The sequence below is a fragment of the Xanthobacter pollutisoli genome (assembly GCF_040044995.1).
GTDB lineage: Bacteria > Pseudomonadota > Alphaproteobacteria > Rhizobiales > Xanthobacteraceae > Xanthobacter.
This window is the reverse complement of the sequence record NZ_JBDZDP010000019.1, coordinates 20166-41069: the sequence shown is the minus strand read 5'-3', so window position 1 is coordinate 41069 and position 20904 is coordinate 20166. Positions and strand designations below refer to the sequence as shown.

Sequence of the window (20904 nt, the reverse complement as noted above, 5' to 3'; positions counted from 1 at the left end):
CAGCTTGGCGCCTAACGCAACGCAGCCGTTGCGGGACGCCGCGGCACAGGGCGGGAGTCTCTTTTCCGGCGCCGGGCAGAAACTAAAAACGACATAGGGAGACGGACATGGGTCGCCTGGAGGGTAAGGTCGCGGTCATCACCGGCGGCAGTCGGGGGCAGGGCGAGAGCGAGGCCTGGATGTTCGCCCGCGAGGGGGCGGCCGTTGCTATTTGCGACGTCTTGGACGAGCCCGGCAGGGCGGTCGCCCAGCAGATTTCGGACGAGGGGCTCGAAGCCCGCTATTTCCATCTCGACGTGACCGACCCCGCCAACTGGGCGGACACGGTCGCGGGCATCATCGCCTGGAAGGGGCGGCTCACGACCCTCGTCAACAATGCCGGCATCGTCAACCGCACCGGCGTCATGGAGACTTCGCTGAAGGCGTGGAACCGCGTGCTCGCGGTCAATCTCACCGGCGCCATGCTGGGCATCCAGGCGGCGGCGGCGGCGATGCGCGACGCGGGCGGCGGCGCGGTGGTGAACATCGCCTCGGTGGCGGCCTATGTGGGCCACAACGATCCCGCCTACAGCGCCACCAAGGCGGGCCTCCTCGGCCTCACCCGCAGCGCCGCCATGGAACTCGTGGGCTGGGGCATCCGGGTGAACGCGGTGTGCCCGGGCATCATCGTGACCGGGCTGAACGCGGGCGGCGCGCATCTGGAGCCCTGGCGCAGGGCGACTCCCCTCGGCCGCTACGGCACCATCGAGGAGGCGGCGCGGGCGGTGCTGTTTCTCGCCTCCGACGAATCGAGCTTCATCACCGGAGAGGACCTCGCCGTCGACGGCGGCTTCAAGGCCGGCGGCGCGGCGCGACGCATCTCGCTGGAAGCGGGCATCAACCTGCCCGCGTGAGCGCGTCCGCACCGGAAATACTTGCCCTGGCAAAAACACTTGCCCTCGCAAGGGGAGGGTAAGGCCGATCCCCACCGTGCCCGAGGCGGTCCGGATCGGATCCGGGCCGCGACAGGCGTATATGTTCGAACTGACCAGGATCGAATTGACGCTTGAATTTAAGGCGTATACTTATATTCAGTGTGCTGTCTAAATCCGGTTGGGCGGACGGGATGAAAAAAGGGTGGCGCGCGGCTGTCGACCAGTGTCGGCAGCGCTCCGCGCACCACCACGTCCCGTTGCCGGCCCGACCTCGCCAGGAAAACCAACCAAGACGTCGCAGCCAAGTCGACGCCCGTTGACGCAACTTGAACGCCAAGCCGACCCCCTTCAGCGCCAAGCCAAAAGAGATGAGCCCGGTTTGCCGCGCGCCCGCTGCGCCGGTGACGCGGCGGGCGTCTGGAACGGCGGGTTCCGCAAGCATATGGGTACAGGGAGTGAAAATGACGCGCCCCACGAATGTCCACGCGCCCTATGAGGAAACCGACGTCGTCGTCGTCGGGGGCGGTGGCTCCGGCCTCACCGCGGCGATCTTCGCCCGCCAGGCGGGAGCGAGGGTCATACTTCTGGAAAAGCACACGGAGTTGCGCGGCAGCACCGGCCTTTCCATCGGCTCCATCACCGCCACCGGCACCTGGCACCAGAAGCGCGCGGGCATCAAGGATAGTCCGCAGGCCCATTTCGAGGACATGGCGAAGTTCGCGGGAGATCTCGCGGCCAACGACAATGAAGAGCTGCGACGCATCCTGGTGGAGAATGTCACCGAAAGCGTCGACTGGCTGATGAGCCTCGGCGTGACCTTCTACGGTCCCATGCCGGAGCCCCCGCATCGCGCACCGCGCATGCACAACATCATTCCCAACTCGCGGGCCTACATCTATTTCGTGGCGCGGGAAGCCGTGCGCGTGGGCGTGGATGCGCGGGTGGAAGCTACTGTTCAGCGCCTCGTGGTGGAGGGCGGCCGCGTGGTCGGCGTGGTGGCGCGGATCGCGGGCCAGGATCGGGAAATCCGCGCCCGCCGGGCGGTCATCCTTGCCACCGGCGACTATTCCTCGAGCCCCGAATGGAAGGGGCGCTTCAATCCTGCGGTCGCCGACGTGGACGGCGTGAACACCACCAACGTGGGCGACGGCCACCGCTTCGGGGAGGAACTGGGGGCGCAGGTGAAGTTCGGCGAGATCGTCTACGGCCCGAACCTGCGGTTCATGCCGCCGCCGAAACCGAGCCTCCTGCTCAGCCTGCCGCCGCATCCGCTGCTGACCAATGCCATGCGGATCGCGCTGGAGCACCTGCCCGCGGCGCTGCTGCGGCCCTTCATCCTGTCGTTCGTCACCACCTATCTCAGCCCGGAGCCGAGCCTGTTCCGCGAAGGCGCGATCCTCGTGAACAAGAACGGCGAGCGGTTCGCCGACGAACAGGACAAGCCGAACTACGCTTTTGGCAAACAACCGGACAAGATCGGCTACATCGTCTTCGACGACGAGGTGGCGAAGAAATTCCGCAAGTGGCCGTATTTCATCTCCACGGCCCCGGGCGTTGCCTATGCCTATCTGCAGGATTACAGGCGCAATCGGCCGGACCTGTTCCACAAGGCATCGACCCTCGGTGGCCTCGCCGCCTCCATGGGTGTTCCGGCGGGACGGCTTGAGGCCGAGATCGCGCGCTACAATGCCTCCGCCGCCGGCCGCCCGAAGCTCGCCAAGGGGCCGTATTACGCCCTCGGGCCGGTGAAGAGCTGGATCATCCTCACCGACGGCGGGCTCACGGTAAACCGCAATCACCAGGTCACCCGCGCCGACGGCAGCGCCGTTCCCGGCCTCTATGCGGTGGGCTCCACCGGGCAGGGCGGGCTGCTGCTTGAGGGGCATGGGCATCACCTTGCGTGGGCCTTCACCTCGGGCCGCCTGGCGGGCCGTCATGCCGCTGGCGCCAATGCTTGAGGGCACCCGGAAAATGGTGCCGCGACAAGATTAAGGTATATTGACAGTATACGTCAATTACGTATTCTTACTAATTATCAAGGCCGCGTCGGCGGCATCGCCGCAAGCACAAGAACAAGCGCCCGCGAGGCGTGAAAACGAGGAACGCACGGAAATCCCACCGGCCGGGCTCCGCCCCGCCGCGGGAGGGGGCCATTCCAGCCGCCTTTTCTCCGTCGCGTCCCCGGCAGGAATGTTGACGGGAGGACCCCTTGGCATCAAGCGAATACAAAGTTCCCACCTATCCGGTGGTCAGCTTTCTGGTGAAGCGAGGGCACGTCCTGGCAGGGGTGCTGGGCGCGCTGCCGCTCCTTGCCGCCCTTTATCTGGCCATCACCGGGTGGGGTCCGCTGATCGTGGTCGCCGGACTCCTGGCAAGCGTCGTCACGACAGGTCTGTTCGTCAGCTATGTCGAGGTCCTGAGGGTCATCGCCGATACCCTGATGCCGAAATAGTTCCGGCCGCCAGCCGGCGCCCAATACCAAAAATGAGAGCGGTCGCGCGAAGACCTGCCGCCGGGAGGACAGAAAAGATGAACGTTTCGCAAGATCTGGAAGTGGTCGTGGTGGGCGCCGGGCTCGCCGGCCTGTGCGCCGCGGTCCGCGCCGCCGAAGGCGGGCTTCGTGTGCGGGTGATCGAGAAGAGCCCCGAGGAGTCCTATCTGTGCAACAGCCGCTACACGGGCGGCCTGTTCCACGTCGCCATGGATGACATGGCGGGTGATCCCGCCTGGGTCGTGGACAACATCCGACGCGCGATGCACGGCGAGACCGACGCGGCCCTCGCCACCACGCTTGCCACCAACGCGCGCCGCACCCTCGCCTGGCTGAAGCAGCAGGGCATCCGCTTCATCAAGGCGGGGCCGGACGGTCTCAGGCAGAATTCCCTCGCCCCGCCCGGTGTGCGCCAGACAGGTTTGCACTGGCAGGGCCGCGCCGGCGACGTCATGCTGCGGACCCTCGCCGATGTGTTGCGCCGCCGGGGCGGCACCCTCAGCCGCGGGGTCGAGGCGCTGGCTCTCGTCATCGAGGGCGGGCGCTGCTCCGGGCTCCGGGTGCGCGAGAACGGCGTGGAGGCGGTGCTCCCCGCGCGCGCCGTGGTGCTCGCCGACGGCGGCTTCCAGGCCGACATGGAGCTGATGAGGCGCTTCGTCTCGCCCGCCCCCGAGCGCCTGCTCATGCGCAATGCGCGCACCGGCAGCGGGGCCGGCCTCAGGATGGCCGAGGCGGCGGGCGCGAAGCTCGTGGGCATGGAGAGCTTCTACGGTCACGTCCAGTATCGCGCGGCCATGACGGACGAGCGCTTCTGGCCCTATCCGGTGCTGGATTCCCTCGCCACGGCCGGCATCGTGGTGGACGGCGCGGGCGCGCGGTTCTGCGACGAGGGGCTGGGCGGCGTCCATGTCACCAACGCCATCGCGCGCCTCGCCGATCCGCTCTCGGCGGTGATCGTCTTCGACGACACCATCTGGAACGGGCCAGGCACCGACTGGCTGCTGCCGGCCAATCCATATCTCCTCAGCGCGGGCGGGGCGCTCGTCTCGGCACCGACTCTGGACGGGCTGGCCGAAAAGCTCGCGATCCCAGCGGCCGCGATGGCGCAAACGGTTTCCGCGCACAACGCGGCGGCCCAGGGTGGGGCGGCGGTAACGCCCGCGCGCACCACCACCCGCTACAAGGCCTGGCCCATCCTGAAGGGGCCGTTCCACGCGGTGCCGATCTGCGCGGGGGTGACTTACACCATGGGTGGGATCGCCACCGATGCGCGCGCGCGGGTGCTGGACACAGACGGCGCGCCCATCCCCGGGCTGTTCGCGGCCGGGGCCACCACCGGCGGTCTCGAGGGCGGAAGCCGCTCCGGCTATTCGGGCGGCCTGTCCAAGTCCAGCGTTTTCGGCCTGATCGCCGGCGACACGCTTCTGGATCAGCTTGCCGCCAAAGCGGCCTGATCCTCGCCTATTCCCGAGGCGGCACGCACCGCCCCCATCCTTGGTGACAGCGTCGAGGACGATCCCGTGTCACATTCCAACTATGACCGCGAAGTCGATCTGCTCGTCGCCGGAGCCGGAGCGGGCGGCATGGCGGCGGCGCTCATCGCCGCGCGCGAGGGGCTCGATGTCCTTCTGACCGAGAAGTCACAGCAGGTGGGCGGCACGGCCTCCACCTCCGCCGGCACGCTCTGGATTCCCGGCAACCACCAGAGCCGCGACGCCGGCTACGACGACAGCGCCGTGCAGGCCGACATCTATATGCGGGGGCTGGCTGGAAACGCAGGCAATGCGGAGCTGCGCGAGGCTTATCTTTCCACCGGACCCGAGGCCATCGATTACCTGATGGCGCACACGGATGTTCAGTTCATCCCATGCGGAAGGCATCCGGACTACCAGTCCCAGATTCCGGGGGCGGCGGTGAGCGGACGGGCCATCGTGCCGCGCCTGTTCGACGGGCGTCTCCTGGGGCAGGATTTCGCTCGGGTGCGCCCACCCATCCCCGAATTCATGGTGTTCGGCGGGATGATGGTGGGCAAGGACGACATTCCGCGCCTGCTCGGCCGTTTCAGGTCGTTGGCCAACTTCGCCTATTCCGCGCGCCTGTTCTTCCGTTACCTCGCCGACCGCCTGCGGCACTCCCGCGGCACCCGCGTGGTCATGGGCAATGCTCTGGTGGCCCGGCTCTATTTCAGCCTGCGCAAGGCGAATGTGCCGATCGCGTTCGGCACCTCGGTGAAGGACCTCATCCGCGGGCCCAACGGCGTCACCGGCGCGGTGCTGGAGGAGACCGGCGGCAAGTTGATCCGGGTGAGGGCGCGCAAGGGCGTGGTGCTGGCCACCGGGGGCTACGCGCACAACCCGGCGCTCCGCGCCGCCTTCATGCCGGAACCCATTCCCGACCGCTCGCTCGCAGCCCCCGGCAACACGGGCGACGGCATCGTCCTCGGCCAGAGCGCCGGCGCGCGGATCGCGCCTGGAGAGCACGGGACCGGGGCGTTCTGGACCCCCGTCTCGGCCCTGCGTCGCAAGGATGGAACTCAAGGCCTGTTCCCGCATCTTTCCCTCGACCGGGCGAAGCCCGGCCTCATCGCGGTGAACAAGGCCGGCCGGCGGTTCGTGGACGAGGGGGCCTCCTACCATGATTTCGTGGAGGCCATGTTTGCGGAAAACAGGACGACGGCAAGTATTCCGGCTTATCTTATCTGCGAGGCCGACTTTGTCCGCAAGTACGGCCTTGGCGCCATCCATCCGGGAACGACGAACCTGAAGCCGTTCGCCGAGAGTGGCTACATCTTCCTCGCCCTGACGCTGGAGGACCTCGCGCGCAGGATCGGTGTCGATCCGTCGGCGCTCACGGCGACCGTCGCGCGCCACAATGGCTTTGCCGCGACCGGCGTCGATCTCGACTTCGGCAAGGGGGCGAGGGAGCTGTCGCGCTTCAACGGCGATCCCGCCAACACCCCCAATCCGTGCCTCGCCCCCATCGTGAAAGGACCGTTCTGCGCGGTGGAGGTGTGGCCGGCGGAAATCGCCTGCAGCACCGGGCTTTCCACCGACATGGACGCCCGGGTCGTCGGCGCCGACGGCCGGCCCATTCCCGGGCTTTACGCCTGCGGCAACGACATGGCCTCCATCATGGCCGGCACCTATCCGGGACCGGGGACCACGCTCGGCCCCGCCATCGTTTTCGCCTACCGCGCCGCCATGCACGCCGCGGGCAAGGCCATCTCCACGCCCCGCCTGGGCAACGAGCACCAAGGGCTGGACGCGGCCCAATAAACGAGAGGGAACGACCATGCGCTGCTTTGAACATGCCTGCGCCGGCGCGCGCCAAAAGGGGGGCGCGGCATGCTGATCCAGATCCTGAACGGGCTCGTCTACGGCGGCCTGCTCTATATTCTCTCCGTGGGCCTTGTGCTCATCTTCGGCCTGCGGCGGGTGGTGAACTTCGCCCACGGCGCCCTGTTCATGGTCGGCGCCTATATCGGCTACGCTGCCAACATGGTCCTCGGCTTCTGGGCGGCGGTGGCCTGTTCCATCCTGGTGCTGTCCGTGCTCGGTGTCGCGCTCGACCGCCTGGTGTTCCGGCCGCTCCAGAAGGAGGAGCCGATGGTCACGGTGCTTGTGACCTTCGGCATCCTGCTCGTTCTGGAGGATGTGGTGCGCACCATCTGGGGGCGCGACCTGCTCAGCTTTCCCACGCCCGTTGCGCTCTCGGGAACGGTGGCGCTGGGCGACACCAGCTTTCCGGTCTATCGCCTGTTCGTAGTGGCCGTGGCGGTGCTGGTGGCGGCCGGGCTCAGCCTCTGGCTGAAGACGAGCCGCGCCGGCCTCTACGTGCGCGCTTCCAGCGTCGATCCGCTGACCACCGGCATGCAGGGCGTGGACACCGAGCGCCTGAGTGCGTTGGTGGTGGGGATGGGCTCGGCGCTGGCCGGCCTCTCCGGCGTCGTCGCCGCGCCGCTGCTCGCGCTGTCGCCCTCCATGGGCAGCTCCATCCTGATCGAGAGCTTCATCGTGGTGGTCACCGGCGGACTCGGCTCGTTCACCGGCGCCTTCGTGGCGGCGCTGGTCATCGGCCAGTTGCACAATCTCGGCGTGGTCTACCTGCCCCACATCGCGTCCATGATCCCGCTCATCCTCATGGTGGCGGTGCTGATCTGGCGCCCCAACGGCATCGTGAGGACCTGATCCATGAGCGAGACCTCCAACCTCTCCGCGGCCCTGGCCGAGGCGCCCATGGCCCGGCGCGGCATCGCCTTCCCGGTGACGCTTGCGCTGGTTGCGGTGGCGGGGGCGCTGGTGCCCGGCCATATCGGCTCGGCGCTGCTGCTCACCCTGCTCACCCAGGCCACCATCGGCGCCGTGCTCGCGACCTCCGTGGGCATCCTCATCCGCCAGAACGGGCTGGTGAGCTTCGGTCACGCCGCCTTCTTCGGCGGGGCGGCCTATATCGTGGCGCTGGCGGCGCAGAGCGGCATCGTCTCGGCCGAGGTGGTCGTCGTCGCCGCCGTGCTGGTGCCGGTCGTGGTGGCCTTCGCCGTCGCCTTCGTGATGCTGCGCGTCTCCGGCGTCGCCTTCTCCATGCTCACCCTGGCGGTGGCCGAGGCGTTGCATGAGCTGATGATGCGGTGGCGCGAACTGGCCAATGGCGAGGACGGCCTGCCGGTGCGTCTGCCGAGCACGCTGTTCGGCCTGCCGATTGCCACGTTCCAGCGCCCCGAGACCATGTTCGTGGTGTGCTGGATCGTGCTGATGGCGCTCATCGCCGTGCTGTGGGTGCTGTCGCGCAGCCATCTCGGCACGCTGACCCTCGCCATCCAGGACAACGAGGAGCGGGCCCGCTTCATCGGCTACGAGACGCTGGTGCCCCGCGCCATCGTGTTCGCCCTGTCGGCCGGAATCGCCGCCATGGGGGGCGTGCTGTTCGCTCTCTACAACGGCTTCGTCACGCCGGACGTGCTGCACTGGAGCCTCTCGGGCGAGGCGCTGGTGATGGCCATCATCGGCGGCGCGCGCACCTTGTGGGGCCCGGCGTTGGGGGCGGTGGTGTTCTTCTTCCTGCGCGATGCCGCTGGCAGCTACACCGAGCACTGGCAGGCCCTCATCGGCATCGTGCTCATCACCGTCACCGTCGCTCTGCCGATGGGCCTGTCCGGCGCCATCGTCCTGCTCGCGAGCCGCATCAAGGGAGGGCGCAATGGTTGAGGCCCTGAGTCTCGAGGCGCGCGGCCTCACCCGCAAATACGGCGGCTTCACAGCGCTGCGGGACGTATCCATCTCGCTGAGCCGGGGCGAGATCCGCGGTCTCATCGGCTCCAACGGTGCCGGAAAGTCCACCTGCATGGACGTGCTTTCGGGCCGCAGCCGCGGCACCGGCTCGTCGGGCACGGTGCTGCTGGAAGGGGCGGACATCAGCGCCTTGAGCGAACGCGCGCGCCGGCACGCCGGGCTCGCCCGCTCATTCCAGAAGACCAACATCTTCCCCGAGCTGACGGTGCGCAAGCAGGTGGAACTCGCCGCCCGCAAGGCCGAGGTGGACAACACCGAGGACGTGCTGCGCGAATTGAACCTGCTGCCCCACGCCGAGCGTCGCGCGGCGGACATCTCCTACGGCGACCAGCGGCGCGTGGACCTCGCCCTGTCGCTGGTGGGGCGGCCCAAGGTGCTGCTGCTCGACGAGCCGGCGGCGGGCCTGACCATGGGCGAATCCATCGCCCTCGCCCACATGCTGCGGGATCTGGCCGAACGCTGGCGCCTCACCGTGCTCATCGTGGAGCACGACATGGAGGTGATCTTTTCCATCTGCGCGCGCGTCACCGTGCTCCATCTCGGCCAGATCCTCGCCGAGGGCACCCCGGACGAGGTGCGCGGCAACACGGACGTGGTGAAGGCCTATCTCGGGAGCGCCGCCGCATGACCCTACTCGATCTTGAAAAGGTGGATGCAGGCTACGGCTCGGCGCGGGTCCTGCACGATGTCTCGCTCAAGGTCTCGCCGGGCGAGCGGGTGGCCATCCTCGGCCGCAACGGCGTCGGCAAGACCACCGTGGTGAATACGCTGATCGGCGTCGCCGCGCGCCGGGCGGGGAGGGTCGCCTTCAAGGGCCGGCCGGTGTCGGACATCCGCGCCTATTCGGCGGCGCGCGCGGGGCTCTCCATCGTGCCGCAGGGGCGGCGCATCGTGCCGACGCTCACCGTCCGCGAGAACCTCACCCTTGGCGCCGCGCCGGGCCGGCCGGGACCATGGGATCTGGAGGCGGTGTTCGGCATGTTCCCGATCCTTCGGGAGCGGGCGGAGACGCTGGGCACCGCCATGAGCGGCGGCCAGCAGCAGATGCTCGCCATCGGCCGCGCGCTGATGTCGAACCCGGAACTGCTGATCCTCGATGAGCCCAGCGAGGGGCTCGCACCGGTGGTGGTGGACGAACTCGGCGACGCTCTCGCCAGGCTTGCCGACAAGGGCACGTCGATCCTGCTCATCGAGCAGAACCTCGGCCTCGTTCGGACGGTGGCGGAGCGTTACTACGTGCTCTCGAAAGGTGCGGTGGTCGAGGAAGGACATTTGTCCGGCCTGTCCATGGAAACGCTGAAGAAGCACGTGGCGGTTTGACCGCTCACCTGATGCGCGTGCCCGCGCCAATGGGCGTGATGACCCGTTCAACAAAGTAAAACAAAACCGGGAGGAAACTATGTTGGTCAACAGGCGTGTATTACTGGCCGCAACGGGCTTCGCCGCGCTGGCCCTCGGCGGGCCGGCACTGGCGCAGCAGAAGGAACCGCTGCTCATCGGCGTGCCCACCGCGCTCACCGGCCCCTACGGCGACCTTGGCGAGCAGGCGCGCCGCGCCGTGCTGCTCGCGGTGGATGAGGCCAACGCCGCCGGCGGCGTCGACGGCCGCAAGGTGGAGGTGCGCTTCCTCGACACCCAGGCCAAGGCCGAGTCCGCCCGCCAGCAGGCCGAGAAGCTGGCTCTCTCGGGCTACAAGATCCTCACCGGCGCCATCGCGTCCGGCGAGGCGCTCGCCATCGCGCCGCAGCTCGAGCGCTGGGACGCGATGTATGTGGCGACCATCAACAAGGCCGACGAGATCACCGGAAAGTCCTGCAACCGCCGGCTTTTCCGCGTGAACCACCCGGACTATTCGGATGCCGCCGTGGTGCGCCCGTGGCTGGCGACGCGCAATGAAGGCAAGTGGGCCATCATGGCCTCCGACACCGCATGGGGCCGCAACTCGGCGGCGAGCTTCGCCAAGGCCGCCGAGACAACCGGCAAGACGGTGGTGGCGGAAGGCTTCGCCAGCCTCGGCACCAACGATTTCGCGCCCTACATCCAGAAGATCGCCGATTCAGGGGCGCAGGGCCTGTGGGTCGCGCTCGCGGGTCGCGACGCCATCAACTTCGCCACCCAGGCCAAGCAGTTCGGCCTGCTCGGCAAGGTTACCACGGCGGGGGTGAGCTTCGTCACCGACAACACCGCCAAGACATTGGGAGACACCGCCAAGGGTATTCTCGGCGTGATCAACTATAGCTCCACGTTCGATTCGCCCGAGAACAAGGCGTTCGTGCAGGCGTGGGAGAAGAAGTATCCGGGCACGACGCCCTCCAATTTCGAGGGCGAGACCTATATCGGCATGCAGGTCATCTTCCAGGCGGTGAAGAAGGCGGGCAGCGTGAAGCCCGCGGACGTCAGCGCCGCCATGGAGGGCACCACCTTCAAGACCGTGTTCGGCGATGCGCTGATGCGCAAGGAGGACCACCAGCTGGTGGTGCCCAACTTCTTCGGCGACGTGGTGGAGGTGAATGGTCAGCCGAAGCCGGTGATCACCATGGTGGTCAGCGCTGCCGAGGCGATGCCGGCGCCCGATCCGGCCTGCAAGATGTGATCTGCCGCCCGCTGGCGTCGACCTGGGGCCGCCGCATCCCCGCGGCGGCCCGCTCACCATGGGGGACAGTGGCTTGAATAACATCGATCTGAACGGACGCGGCGCCGTGGTGACAGGTGGCGCCGGCGGCATCGGCCGCGCCATCGCCGAGCGGCTCGCCGCCTCCGGCTGCCGGGTCGCCATCTGGGACCTGAACGTGGAGGAGGGCGAGCGCGACGGCTTCCTCTTCCAGACGGTGGACGTGACCGACGAGGCGGCCGTCGCTGCCGCTACGGCCCGTGCCGATGACGCGCTGGGCGGCATCGACATCCTGGTCAACAATGCCGGCATCACCGGCCCCACCGAATTGCTCGAGTTCTACGATTATGCCGCCTGGCGGCGCACGGTGGAGGTGAACCTCTACAGCGTCTTCCTGTGCAGCCGCGCGGTCATCCCGGTCATGCGGGCGCGCGCCTACGGGCGCATCGTCAACATCGCGTCGGTGGCGGGCAAGGAAGCCAACCCCACCATGTCCGCCTATTCCGCCGCCAAGGCCGGGGTCATCTGTCTCACCAAGGCGCTCGGGCGCGAACTCGCCGAGACCGGGATCCTGGTCAACTGCGTCACACCCGGGCTGATCGGAACCGAACTCTTGAAGCAGATGTCCGCGGAGGCGGTGGCGGCCTCGCGCAGCAAGATCCCGGTCAACCGCGTGGGCGAGCCCAAGGAGGTGGCGGCCCTGGTGGCGTGGCTGTGCTCGCAGGAGTGCAGCTTCTCCACCGGCGCGGCGTTCGATATCTCCGGCGGACGCTCATCCTACTGACGGCGGATGCGGCTGAAGCCGGCACCGCCTGAGACCTGGAGCGCCTTCACGCGAAGGGGACCTCGGTTCGCGTGAAAAGGGCGCGTTAGGACAGAAGCCTGGCGCATTTCCGGCGAACCGCAGGTCACCGGAAATGCGCCAGGCCGAGACCACACGGGTCGGCGCAACCCACGGCTTTTCCGGCCAGTCATTTTGGACCGACCGGCCCGGATCCGGTCATACTCGATTGACACGTATACTGTTAAACAGTATACGTTCTAAATATTCGGGGCGAACGCCCTGGTTCAACAAAAAACGAAGCGCGGCCGTCACGCTGATGGCGGATCGCGCGCAGCGCCGGGCCCGGCGGGGCACCCGCACGCCGAACCTCAGCCTGCCGCCCCATTGGCCCACCGGCGAAAAAGGGAGGATCGCCTGATGTCCATGATGACCCACGCGGACGTGTCCAACGCCATGCAGCCTGAGGATACACCTGCCCTCAAGGCTCTGTACGAGGGCTTCGCGGCCGAGCATCTCATGCCGCTCTGGACCCAAATCGACGACCTCATGCCCATCCAACCGGCGCCGAAGGCGGTGCCGCATGTGTGGAAGTGGCAGAAACTGCTGCCCCTCGCGCAGGAGTCCGGGCGCCTCGTGCCGGTGGGCCGGGGCGGCGAGCGCCGCGCGCTCGGCCTGGCCAATCCAGGGCTCAACGGCCGGCCCTATGTGAGCCCGACCCTTTGGGCTGCGGTTCAGTATCTTGGCCCGCGGGAGACCGCGCCCGAGCACCGCCACGCCCAGAACGCCTTCCGTTTCGTGATCGAGGGCGAGGGCGTGTGGACCGTGGTGGATGGCGACCCGGTACGCATGAGCCGCGGTGACTTTCTTCTGACCCCCGGCTGGTGCTTCCACGGCCACCATAACGACACCGACCAGCCCATGGCGTGGATCGACGGCCTCGACATTCCCTTCTCCTACCAGAACGATGTGGGCTTCTTCGAGTTCGGCTCGGAGCGCGTCACCGACTACGCCACGCCGCGCTTCTCGCGGGGCGAGCGGCTGTGGGCGCATCCCGGCCTGCGTCCCCTTTCGGGGCTGAAGGAGACGGTGTCCTCGCCCATCGGCGCCTATCGCTGGGAGCACACCGACCGCGCCCTCGCCGAGCAGCTTCTGCTGGAGGAGGAGGGACAGCCCGCCACCGTCGAGCAGGGCCACGCCGCCGTGCGCTACGTCAACCCCACCAACGGCGGCGACGTCCTGCCCACCATGCGCGCCGAGTTCCACCGGCTGCGCGCGGGCACCGTGACGCCGACCCGCCGCGAGGTGGGCTCCACCGTGTTCCAGGTGTTCGAGGGGCGCGGCGGCGCCGTCATCGGTGGGCAGGAGTATGCCCTTGAAGTGGGCGACCTCTTCGTCATTCCGTCCTGGGTGCCGTGGTCGCTCTGGGCGGAGGATCAGTTCGACCTGTTCCGCTTCTCCGACGCGCCGATCATGGAACGCCTGCACTTCGCCCGCACCAGCGTCGAACAGGGGGACCGGTGACGAGCGCCACCGAAAGCGCCGCGCGGGACGCCCTGCGCGCGCGGCAGGGACCGGGCGCGCGCTACGACGCGCCTCTGGCCCCGGCGGATGAACTCGCCCTCGCGCGCCGTGGCACGGCCTATTTCGCGCGGGTCCTCAACGGTCTTCCGGACGAAGACTTCGGCGCGCCCTCGCTGGTGTCGGGCTGGACCCGGGCCGCCGTCATCGCCCACGTGGGCTATAACGCCCGGGCTCTGGCGCGGGTCGTGGAAGGCGCGCGGACGGGCATCGACCTGCCCATGTACGCCTGCGAGGAGGCGCGGGCGGAGGAGATCGCCCGCGGCGCCAGCCTGCCGCCGCGGGCGCTGCGCAACCTCTTCCGCCACGCCGCCGTGCACCTCGACGTGGAATGGCGCGACCTCGCCGATGCCGGCTGGGACGTTCTCGCCCGAGGGCGGAACGGCGGCCCGCTCCCCATCCGCGAAACTCCCTGGCTGCGGGCGCGGGAAGTCTGGCTCCACGCCGTCGATCTCGATTGCGGCGGCTCCTTCAGCGATTTTCCGGCCGAGTTTACCGGCCGGATGCTCGCCACGCTTGCGGGGGCGGCCGGGCTTACCCTCTCTCCGGTGCCGAGGCCGCAGGCCGAGGCCCGGGTGTCGGGCGCGGGAACCGAGGTTTCCGGCCGGCCCGCGGACCTCGTGCGCTGGCTCGCGGGCCGGGGCGCACGCCGCCTCGCCGGCGGCCTGCCCGATCTGCCCGGTCCCGCGGACGAGGGCTAGAGCTCTCCCGGTGAATCCTGGTTCATCGAAAGTGCCGTATGTCATTGTTATAAAATAATTTTTAACATGTGCCGATGCCGTGCCGCGCGCCCGCGCTGTAGGCCCGCGCCCCTGTCGAGACCGATTCCGGCCCGGCCCCGAACCGGGCTCCGCGCACCAATCAGGAGGACTTCCTTGACCGACCTTGCCACCCTTGAGACCCCGAGCCTCGTCTTCCCCCGGCCCGCGCTGCCCTGCGTCCCGGTACGCGGCGAGTGGGCCGCGTACCCGGTTCGTCGCATCTTCTGTGTCGGACGCAACTATGCCGACCACGCCAAGGAAATGGGCGTGGAGGTGGATCGCGAGGCGCCGTTTTACTTCACCAAGTCGCCGCTGACTTTGGTGCACAGCGGCGCACACGTGCCCTATCCGCCGGGCACGCAGAACTATCATTACGAGATGGAGCTGGTGGTCGCTATCGGCGCCGAGGCCCATAAGGTGACCGTGGCGGATGCGCCGAAGGCGGTCTTCGGGTATGCCGCCGGCCTCGACATGACCCGCCGCGACCTCCAGCTCGAAGCCCGTGGCAAGCAGCGTCCGTGGGATTTCGGCAAGGATTTCGAGCAGTCCGCGGTCATCGCGCCGCTCACCCGCGCGGAGCGGTTCGCGCTCGCCGACCAGCCGATTCGCCTGACGGTGAACGGCGCGGTGAAGCAGGACGCGCGACTGTCCGACCTCATCTGGTCGGTGCCGGAGATCATCAGCCACCTCTCGCGCTACTATCACCTCGGCCCGGGTGATCTCATCTATACAGGAACGCCGGCCGGGGTCGGGCCCGTGGTCGCCGGTGATGAGATCCTCGGCGCCATCGAGGGACTGGCGCCGGTGGAGCTCACCGTGGGGGCCGCGGAATGACCTTCTACGGCTATTTCCGCAGCTCGGCCGCCTATCGCTGCCGCATCGCGTTCAATTTGAAGGGCCTGGCTCCACCGCTCGTGCCCGTTCACCTGCGCCGTGGCGAGCAGCGCGCGGACGCGTTCCGGATGGTGAATCCGCAGGGTCTCGTGCCGGCGCTGGCGGAGGACGGAACCATCCTCACCCAGTCCCTGGCCATCATCGAATGGCTGAACGAAACCCACCCCGAGCCGCCGCTTCTGCCGGACGAACCCGCCGCGCGGGCGCGGGCGCGGGCCTTCGCGCTGGCGATCTGCTGCGACATCCACCCGCTGCAGAACCTGCGCGTGCTGGAGTATCTGAAACGCGCGTTCGGCGCCGATCAAGCCGCTCTCGATGCTTGGTGCCGACACTGGATCGGTGACGGTCTTGCCGCATGCGAGGCGTTGCTGGCCCGCGAACCCGAGGCACCCTTCGCGTTCGGCGATCGGCCCGGCATCGCGGAAATCTGCCTGATCCCCCAGATGTTCTCCGCCGATCGCTTCGGCGTGGACCTGTCGGATCTGCCACGGTTGCAGAGGCTGCGCGAGGCCTGCGAGGCGCTGCCCGCCTTCGCCGACGCCCACCCTCTGCGCCAGCCGGATTCAGAGGCCGCCTGAGCCGGCCCGTCTTGGGGCTCGTCAACATCGCCTTGGCGGCAGAACGCCGAAGGCTGGTCCAGTCAGCGAATGCCGAAAGGGAACGAAATGTCCGAGAATCGCTCCATCCTCGTCGCGGGGGGCGGCATCGGCGGGCTCGCCGCCGCGCTTGGCCTCGCCAAATATGGGTTCCACGTCACCGTCCTCGAGCGGGCGCCTGCACTGGGCGAGATCGGCGCCGGCATCCAGCTCGGGCCGAATGCCTTCCATTGCTTCGACTGGCTGGGCGTGGGTGATCAGGCGAGGGCCATGGCGGTCTATATCGACAGCCTGCGCCTCATGGATGCGATCAGCGGCGAAGAGCTGACGCGCATTCCGCTCGACGATGCGTTCCGCACCCGGTTCCGTAACCCCTATGGCGTGATCCATCGGGGCGACCTGCACGGCGTCCTGCTGGCCGCCGCGCGCGCCAATCCGCTTGTGGAGCTGCGCACCAGCGCCGAAGTGGTGGACTACGACCAGGACGGGACCGGCGTGACCGCGCGGCTCGCCAACGGCGATCGGGTTCCCGGCGCCGCCCTGATCGGGGCCGACGGCCTGTGGTCCAATGTCCGCAAGAAGATCGTGGGGGACGGCAATCCACGGGTGTCGGGCCACACGACCTATCGCTCCGTCATCCCCACCGAGCTGATGCCGGAAGACCTGCGCTGGAACGCGGCGACGCTCTGGGCCGGGCCGAAGTGCCATATCGTCCACTACCCGCTGTCCGGGTGGAAGGTGTTCAACCTCGTGGTGACCTACCACAACGACGCCCCCGAGCCGGTGGCCGGCCTTCCGGTGACGGCGGACGAGGTGCGCCGCGGCTTCGAGCATGTGAACGAACGGGCGCGGCGCATCATCGACCACGGCCGCGACTGGAAGCTCTGGGTGCTGTGCGACCGCGAGCCGGTCACCAACTGGCAGGACGGCCGGACGGTCCTGCTGGGCGATGCGGCCCATCCCATGCTGCAATATTTCGCGCAGGGCGCCTGCATGGCCATGGAGGATGCCGTCTGCCTCGCCAACGCATGCGCCGCGACGAGCGACCTTGAAGCGGCCTTCAAGACCTACCAGGACCAGCGCCGCTTGCGCACCTCGCGGGTGCAACTCCAGTCGCGGTGGATCGGCGAGCACATCTACCACGCTGCCGATGGCCATGCGGACCTGCGCAACGCCATCATCCGCTCCAGGTCTGCGGACGATTGGTATCGTTCGGTGGAGTGGCTCTATGGCGGCTCCGGCATCGCCGCGTCCTTCGGCGAGCAGAGCAGGGGAGCCGCAGCGGCGCGCCAGACCGTGCCGCTGGCACCCGTGGATGCCTGACGCGCGCCTTTTTCGAGCAAAGCGGATGTTTCTCCACGGCCTGGGTGGCCCCGCGTCCCCCATGGCCGGCGAGGTCCGGAAGCCTGTCCTGGCACTGGAAATGCCCGAGCCACGACCGGACACCGCCGCGCAGAACATTCGCGCATGGCTCAGCAGGGAGGTCCTGCGGGCCGGTGCCGGGAGCACCCTCCGGCGTGAGAGGGCCGGACGGATCCTGCACGCGGAGGCTGCCGGAAAAAGATGCCGCGCCGTCGCGTCGGGCGGCGGGGCGTCGCGCGTTCGAGGCTGGTTGGGTTGGAATTGGCGGGAAGAGGGTTCGATGATTGTCGAGGAACGTACATATATTCTCCATACATATGCGAGTGTGAATGAATACTTGGCGATATATGCGTCCGAAGGGTTGCCGGTGCAACTCGAGGTCCTGGGCGGGTTCCTGGGCTATTTCTCCACCGAGATCGGCGTTCAGAACCAGTTGGTGCACCTGTGGGGGTATGAAAATCTCGAAGTGCGGCGCGAGCGCAGGGCAAAGCTCGCGCAGCAGCCTGCGTGGCAGGCATGCCTGAAGAAAATCCGCCCCATGATCATGACAATGGAAAACAGGATCATGATCCCGACCGCATTTTCACCTCTCCCGGGTGCGCTGATGCACCGTGCAGATCCAAGTTGAACCGGTTCCATTGCAGCCGAATTGGAACTTTGGCGGACGATGGCTGGGCGCAGCTGATGCTTGGCCGCGAAGGTGCCTTCAGCGCAGTTCCGCCGGCAGGTGGAGCGGCATGAAATCGATGAAGGCGGCAAGTTTGGCGGGATAGATGCGGCCAGCCAACCATACACCCGCGACGGTGCGCTCATTGCGGGTCAGGTCCGGCAGCAGATGGCGCAAGGTGCCGTCTGCGATGCCGAAACCGCTCAGGGCCGTGGATCTCAGAGCGTGTTTGAGAAGGGGATTGAACGAAGCCGCTGACGCGGCATTTGGCGGGACGGTTTGCGGGTGACGCTTCTGTTTTGAAGGATTGCGGCCGTCGAAGCGCAATCTTTGGAACAGGAGCAATGAGATGGCCGAGATGAGCCCGCTTCGCCGGCGCATGATCAAGGACATGACGATCCGCAATCTGTCGCCGGCCACGCAACGATCCTATGTGCACACGGTGGCGAAGTTTTCGCGCTACTTTGGCCGATTCACGGACCGGCTTGGCCTCGAAGACGTCCGCGCCTTCCAGGTGCATCTGGTCTCGACCGGGATTTCGTGGCCGGCCTTGAACCAGATCGTCTGTGCGCTGCGGTTTTTCTATGGCGCGATGCTGGGCCATGCCGAGATCCCGGAACGTATCGCCTATGCCCGCGCGCCACGCACGCTGCCGGTGGTTCTCAGCGCCGACGCACCTGGACACCTCCGAAAACCCGGGCAGCTCAGCGCTTGATATGAATTCACTGGGCCATGAAGCCGAGAGGGCGGTCATGGCGAAGGGAATGCCGGGTTTTCGATATCGACGAGCGGTTGAAGGACCTTTCGGCCAAGGGCGACGATGTGGAGCGGATCAAGGCGCTGGTCGACTTCGAGATGTTTCGCCCCGCCTTGGAAGTGGCAGTGCCGCGGGCCGATCGCTCGAAGGGCGGGCGGCCGCCGTTCGATCACGTGCTGATGTTCAAGGTGTTGATCCTGCAGGCGATGCATTCGCTCTCCGACGAGCGCGCCGAGTATCTGATCAAGGACCGGCTGTCGTTCATGCGCTTCCTCGGGCTGGGCCTCGCCGATGGGGTGCCGGACGCCAACACGATCTGGACCTTTCGCGAGGCGCTGAAGCAGGCCGCGGCGATCGACGGCTTGTTCCGTCGCTTCGACGAGGCTTTGCGGGCCGCGGGCTTTCTCACCATGTCCGGCCGGATCGTCGATGCCACGATTGTCGCCGCATCGAAGCAGAGTGCAAGCCGCGTGGCTCGCAGCTGATCCGCATGAGGCCTTCACCCGGGCTCTGGTAGAAGAGACGAAGGATATCTCCCTTGCCGAGATCGCGGCGCGGCTGGACACCGACCATGGGGTTCGGGTCGGCCTGACGACGGTGTGGAAGTTCCTCGACCGGTGCGGCCTGACGTACAAAAAAAGACGGCGCACGCGGCCGAGCAGCAGCGATCGGACGTGAAGGCGGCCCGGCAGGCCTGGTTCGACGGGCAACTGGATCTCGATCCGGAAAAGCTGGTCTTTATTGACGAGACCGGGACCTCGACCAAGATGGCCCGCCTGCGCGGCCGCTCCCCACGCGGCGCGCGCTGCGTTGCGGCGGTTCCGCACGGCCATTGGAAGACCACGACCTTCACCGCCGGCCTCAGGCTGAGCGGGATAATGGCTCCCATGGTGCTCGACGGGGCGATGAACGGCCCGGCCTTCCTGGCCTATGTCGAACAGGTTCTCTTGCCGGAGATCAATCCCGGCGACATCGTCGTCATGGACAACCTGCCCGCCCACAAGATCGCCGGCGTGCGCCACGCCATCGAGGCCGCCGGCGCAACGCTGCGCCATCTGCCGCCCTATAGTCCCGACTTCAACCCGATCGAGAATGCCTTCTCCAAGCTCAAGGCACTCCTGCGAAAGGCCGCCGCACGAACCGTTCCAGACCTCTGGCAGGCCATTGCCGAAGCTACGCCGGCCTTCACGACCGGTGAGTGCCAAAACTATTTCGAGGCCACCGGATATGAACCGGTGTAAGCGGAAAATGCTCTAGGGTAGGCGAGATCCGGCCCCTCGGCGCCGGGCGCGCCCAAGGCGTTGGCGCGCCTTCTTCACGCGAACCGAGTTCCACTTCGCTCGAAAATACTCCAGAGGGCGCGCGACCGCGCCGCTCCTGGTCCGCCGGGCGGCGGCCTATGCCTCGATCGCGCGGTGGCTGAAACGCGGCGCCCGCTTCTCGCGGAACGCGGCGATGCCTTCCCGCGCATCGGCGGAAACGAAGGCCGATGCGAGCAGGTCCGCCTCCACGTCGAGGCCGGCTGCGAGGGGGGGGGCCGAAGCCGCCTCGATGGCCCGGCGCGCGAGATGCCCGGTGGCGCGGCTATGGCCGGTGAAGCGCGCCGCGAAGGCGAGCCCGGCCGCCACAGGATCCTCCCCCTCGACGATCGCCTGGACGAGGCCGATGCGTTCGGCTTCCGTGGCATCGATCGTCCGCCCGGACAGGATGAGCTCCGCGGCGCGGGCGGGGCCCACGAGGCGCGGCAGGCGCTGGGTGCCGCCATAGCCGGGAATGAGGCCAAGCTTGATCTCCGGCAGGCCGAGCTTCGCGTCGGGCAGGGCGAGGCGGAAGGTGCACGCCATGGCGAGCTCCAGCCCCCCGCCGAGCGCGAAGCCGCGGATGACGGCGATGGAGGGCATCGGCAGCTGGTCGAGCTTGGCGAACGTCGATTGCCCGAGGCGGACGGCGCGGTGCTGTTCCTCGCGCGTGCGGCTCTCGATCTCCTTGATGTCGGCTCCGGCGCAGAATGCCTTGCGCCCCGCGCCGACGATCACGAGGGCGGCGGCGTCGGAAGCGGCGGCCGCGTCGAGCGCGTGGCCGATGTCCGCGATGAGTTCCGCATTCAACGCATTGTGCGCTTCCACGCGGTTGACCACCATGATCGCGACGTTTTCCCGTCTCCCGAGCTCGATCGTCACGGTATCCTCCCGCTTCCAAAA

19 protein-coding genes and 3 pseudogenes are annotated in these 20904 nt (G+C 67.7%); 20 read left to right on the top strand and 2 right to left on the bottom strand.

Translation table 11 applies throughout. The annotated features are described in order from the left end of the window. Positions 1–107 precede the first annotated feature (107 nt). From ABLE93_RS22490 to ABLE93_RS22410, 17 genes are all read left to right on the top strand, one after another. Positions 108–893, top strand: coding sequence for an SDR family NAD(P)-dependent oxidoreductase (locus ABLE93_RS22490; RefSeq protein WP_348842004.1), 786 nt, complete (start codon positions 108–110; stop codon positions 891–893). A 482-nt stretch (positions 894–1375) separates the two neighbouring features. Further along, a complete protein-coding gene (locus ABLE93_RS22485) occupies positions 1376–2872 on the top strand; it encodes an FAD-dependent oxidoreductase (RefSeq protein ID WP_348842003.1) in 1497 nt (498 codons plus the stop codon). A gap of 251 nt (positions 2873–3123) precedes the next feature. Then, positions 3124–3366, top strand: a complete 243-nt coding sequence (locus ABLE93_RS22480) for a hypothetical protein (protein ID WP_348842002.1) — start codon at positions 3124–3126, stop codon at positions 3364–3366. A gap of 77 nt (positions 3367–3443) precedes the next feature. Then, complete coding sequence (locus ABLE93_RS22475; protein WP_348842001.1) at positions 3444–4859, top strand: FAD-dependent oxidoreductase; 1416 nt, start codon at positions 3444–3446, stop codon at positions 4857–4859. Between the two features lie 66 nt (positions 4860–4925). After that, positions 4926–6680, top strand: coding sequence for an FAD-dependent oxidoreductase (locus ABLE93_RS22470; protein WP_348842000.1), 1755 nt, complete (start codon positions 4926–4928; stop codon positions 6678–6680). Positions 6681–6749: 69 nt separating this feature from the next. After that, positions 6750–7592, top strand: coding sequence for a branched-chain amino acid ABC transporter permease (locus ABLE93_RS22465; RefSeq protein ID WP_348841999.1), 843 nt, complete (start codon positions 6750–6752; stop codon positions 7590–7592). A 3-nt stretch (positions 7593–7595) separates the two neighbouring features. Continuing rightward, positions 7596–8609, top strand: coding sequence for a branched-chain amino acid ABC transporter permease (locus tag ABLE93_RS22460; protein ID WP_348841998.1), 1014 nt, complete (start codon positions 7596–7598; stop codon positions 8607–8609). Continuing rightward, positions 8602–9321 carry an ABC transporter ATP-binding protein gene (locus ABLE93_RS22455; RefSeq protein WP_348841997.1) on the top strand — a complete coding sequence of 240 codons (720 nt, stop codon included), beginning with the start codon at positions 8602–8604 and terminating at the stop codon, positions 9319–9321. The genes ABLE93_RS22460 and ABLE93_RS22455 overlap by 8 nt, the downstream gene beginning before the upstream one ends. After that, positions 9318–10013, top strand: a complete 696-nt coding sequence (locus ABLE93_RS22450) for an ABC transporter ATP-binding protein (RefSeq protein ID WP_348841996.1) — start codon at positions 9318–9320, stop codon at positions 10011–10013. The genes ABLE93_RS22455 and ABLE93_RS22450 overlap by 4 nt, the downstream gene beginning before the upstream one ends. 79 nt (positions 10014–10092) lie before the next feature. After that, positions 10093–11286, top strand: coding sequence for an ABC transporter substrate-binding protein (locus ABLE93_RS22445; protein ID WP_348841995.1), 1194 nt, complete (start codon positions 10093–10095; stop codon positions 11284–11286). 73 nt (positions 11287–11359) lie between these two features. Further along, a complete protein-coding gene (locus tag ABLE93_RS22440; RefSeq protein ID WP_348841994.1) occupies positions 11360–12088 on the top strand; it encodes an SDR family NAD(P)-dependent oxidoreductase in 729 nt (242 codons plus the stop codon). 417 nt (positions 12089–12505) lie between these two features. Next, a complete protein-coding gene (locus tag ABLE93_RS22435; RefSeq protein WP_348841993.1) occupies positions 12506–13609 on the top strand; it encodes a cupin domain-containing protein in 1104 nt (367 codons plus the stop codon). After that, positions 13606–14367 carry a maleylpyruvate isomerase family mycothiol-dependent enzyme gene (locus ABLE93_RS22430; RefSeq protein ID WP_348841992.1) on the top strand — a complete coding sequence of 254 codons (762 nt, stop codon included), beginning with the start codon at positions 13606–13608 and terminating at the stop codon, positions 14365–14367. The genes ABLE93_RS22435 and ABLE93_RS22430 overlap by 4 nt, the downstream gene beginning before the upstream one ends. 174 nt (positions 14368–14541) lie before the next feature. Beyond that, positions 14542–15261: a fumarylacetoacetate hydrolase family protein gene (locus ABLE93_RS22425; RefSeq protein WP_348841991.1), complete on the top strand. Its 720-nt coding sequence runs from the start codon at positions 14542–14544 to the stop codon at positions 15259–15261. Further along, positions 15258–15899 (top strand): maleylacetoacetate isomerase, encoded by a 642-nt coding sequence (gene maiA, locus ABLE93_RS22420; RefSeq protein WP_348841990.1) that lies wholly within the window; start codon positions 15258–15260, stop codon positions 15897–15899. Before ABLE93_RS22425 ends, maiA begins: the two co-directional genes overlap by 4 nt. An 87-nt stretch (positions 15900–15986) precedes the next feature. Continuing rightward, entirely contained in the window at positions 15987–17240 is a 1254-nt protein-coding gene (locus tag ABLE93_RS22415; protein WP_348841989.1) for a 3-hydroxybenzoate 6-monooxygenase, read from the top strand. Between the two features lie 61 nt (positions 17241–17301). Continuing rightward, a complete protein-coding gene (locus tag ABLE93_RS22410; RefSeq protein ID WP_348841987.1) occupies positions 17302–17907 on the top strand; it encodes an NIPSNAP family protein in 606 nt (201 codons plus the stop codon). A 78-nt stretch (positions 17908–17985) separates the two neighbouring features. Here the strand turns inward: ABLE93_RS22410 and ABLE93_RS22405 are convergent, their stop codons facing one another. Then, positions 17986–18273 carry a type 2 periplasmic-binding domain-containing protein gene (locus ABLE93_RS22405; protein WP_348841986.1) on the bottom strand — a complete coding sequence of 96 codons (288 nt, stop codon included), beginning with the start codon at positions 18271–18273 and terminating at the stop codon, positions 17986–17988. 22 nt (positions 18274–18295) lie between these two features. Between ABLE93_RS22405 and ABLE93_RS22400 the strand changes: the two are divergent. From ABLE93_RS22400 to ABLE93_RS22390, 3 pseudogenes are all read left to right on the top strand, one after another. Continuing rightward, positions 18296–18619: pseudogene (locus ABLE93_RS22400) on the top strand (phage integrase N-terminal SAM-like domain-containing protein); the annotation flags it as partial. 91 nt (positions 18620–18710) lie between these two features. Next, a pseudogene (locus tag ABLE93_RS22395) lies at positions 18711–19161 on the top strand (transposase); the annotation flags it as partial. Between the two features lie 19 nt (positions 19162–19180). Then, positions 19181–19944: pseudogene (locus tag ABLE93_RS22390) on the top strand (IS630 family transposase); the annotation flags it as partial. Between the two features lie 156 nt (positions 19945–20100). On the opposite strand, the gene ABLE93_RS22385 reads toward ABLE93_RS22390, so the two are convergent. After that, on the bottom strand, positions 20101–20883 hold the full coding sequence (locus tag ABLE93_RS22385; protein WP_348841985.1) for an enoyl-CoA hydratase/isomerase family protein: 783 nt from the start codon (positions 20881–20883) through the stop codon (positions 20101–20103). Positions 20884–20904: the final 21 nt, after the last annotated feature.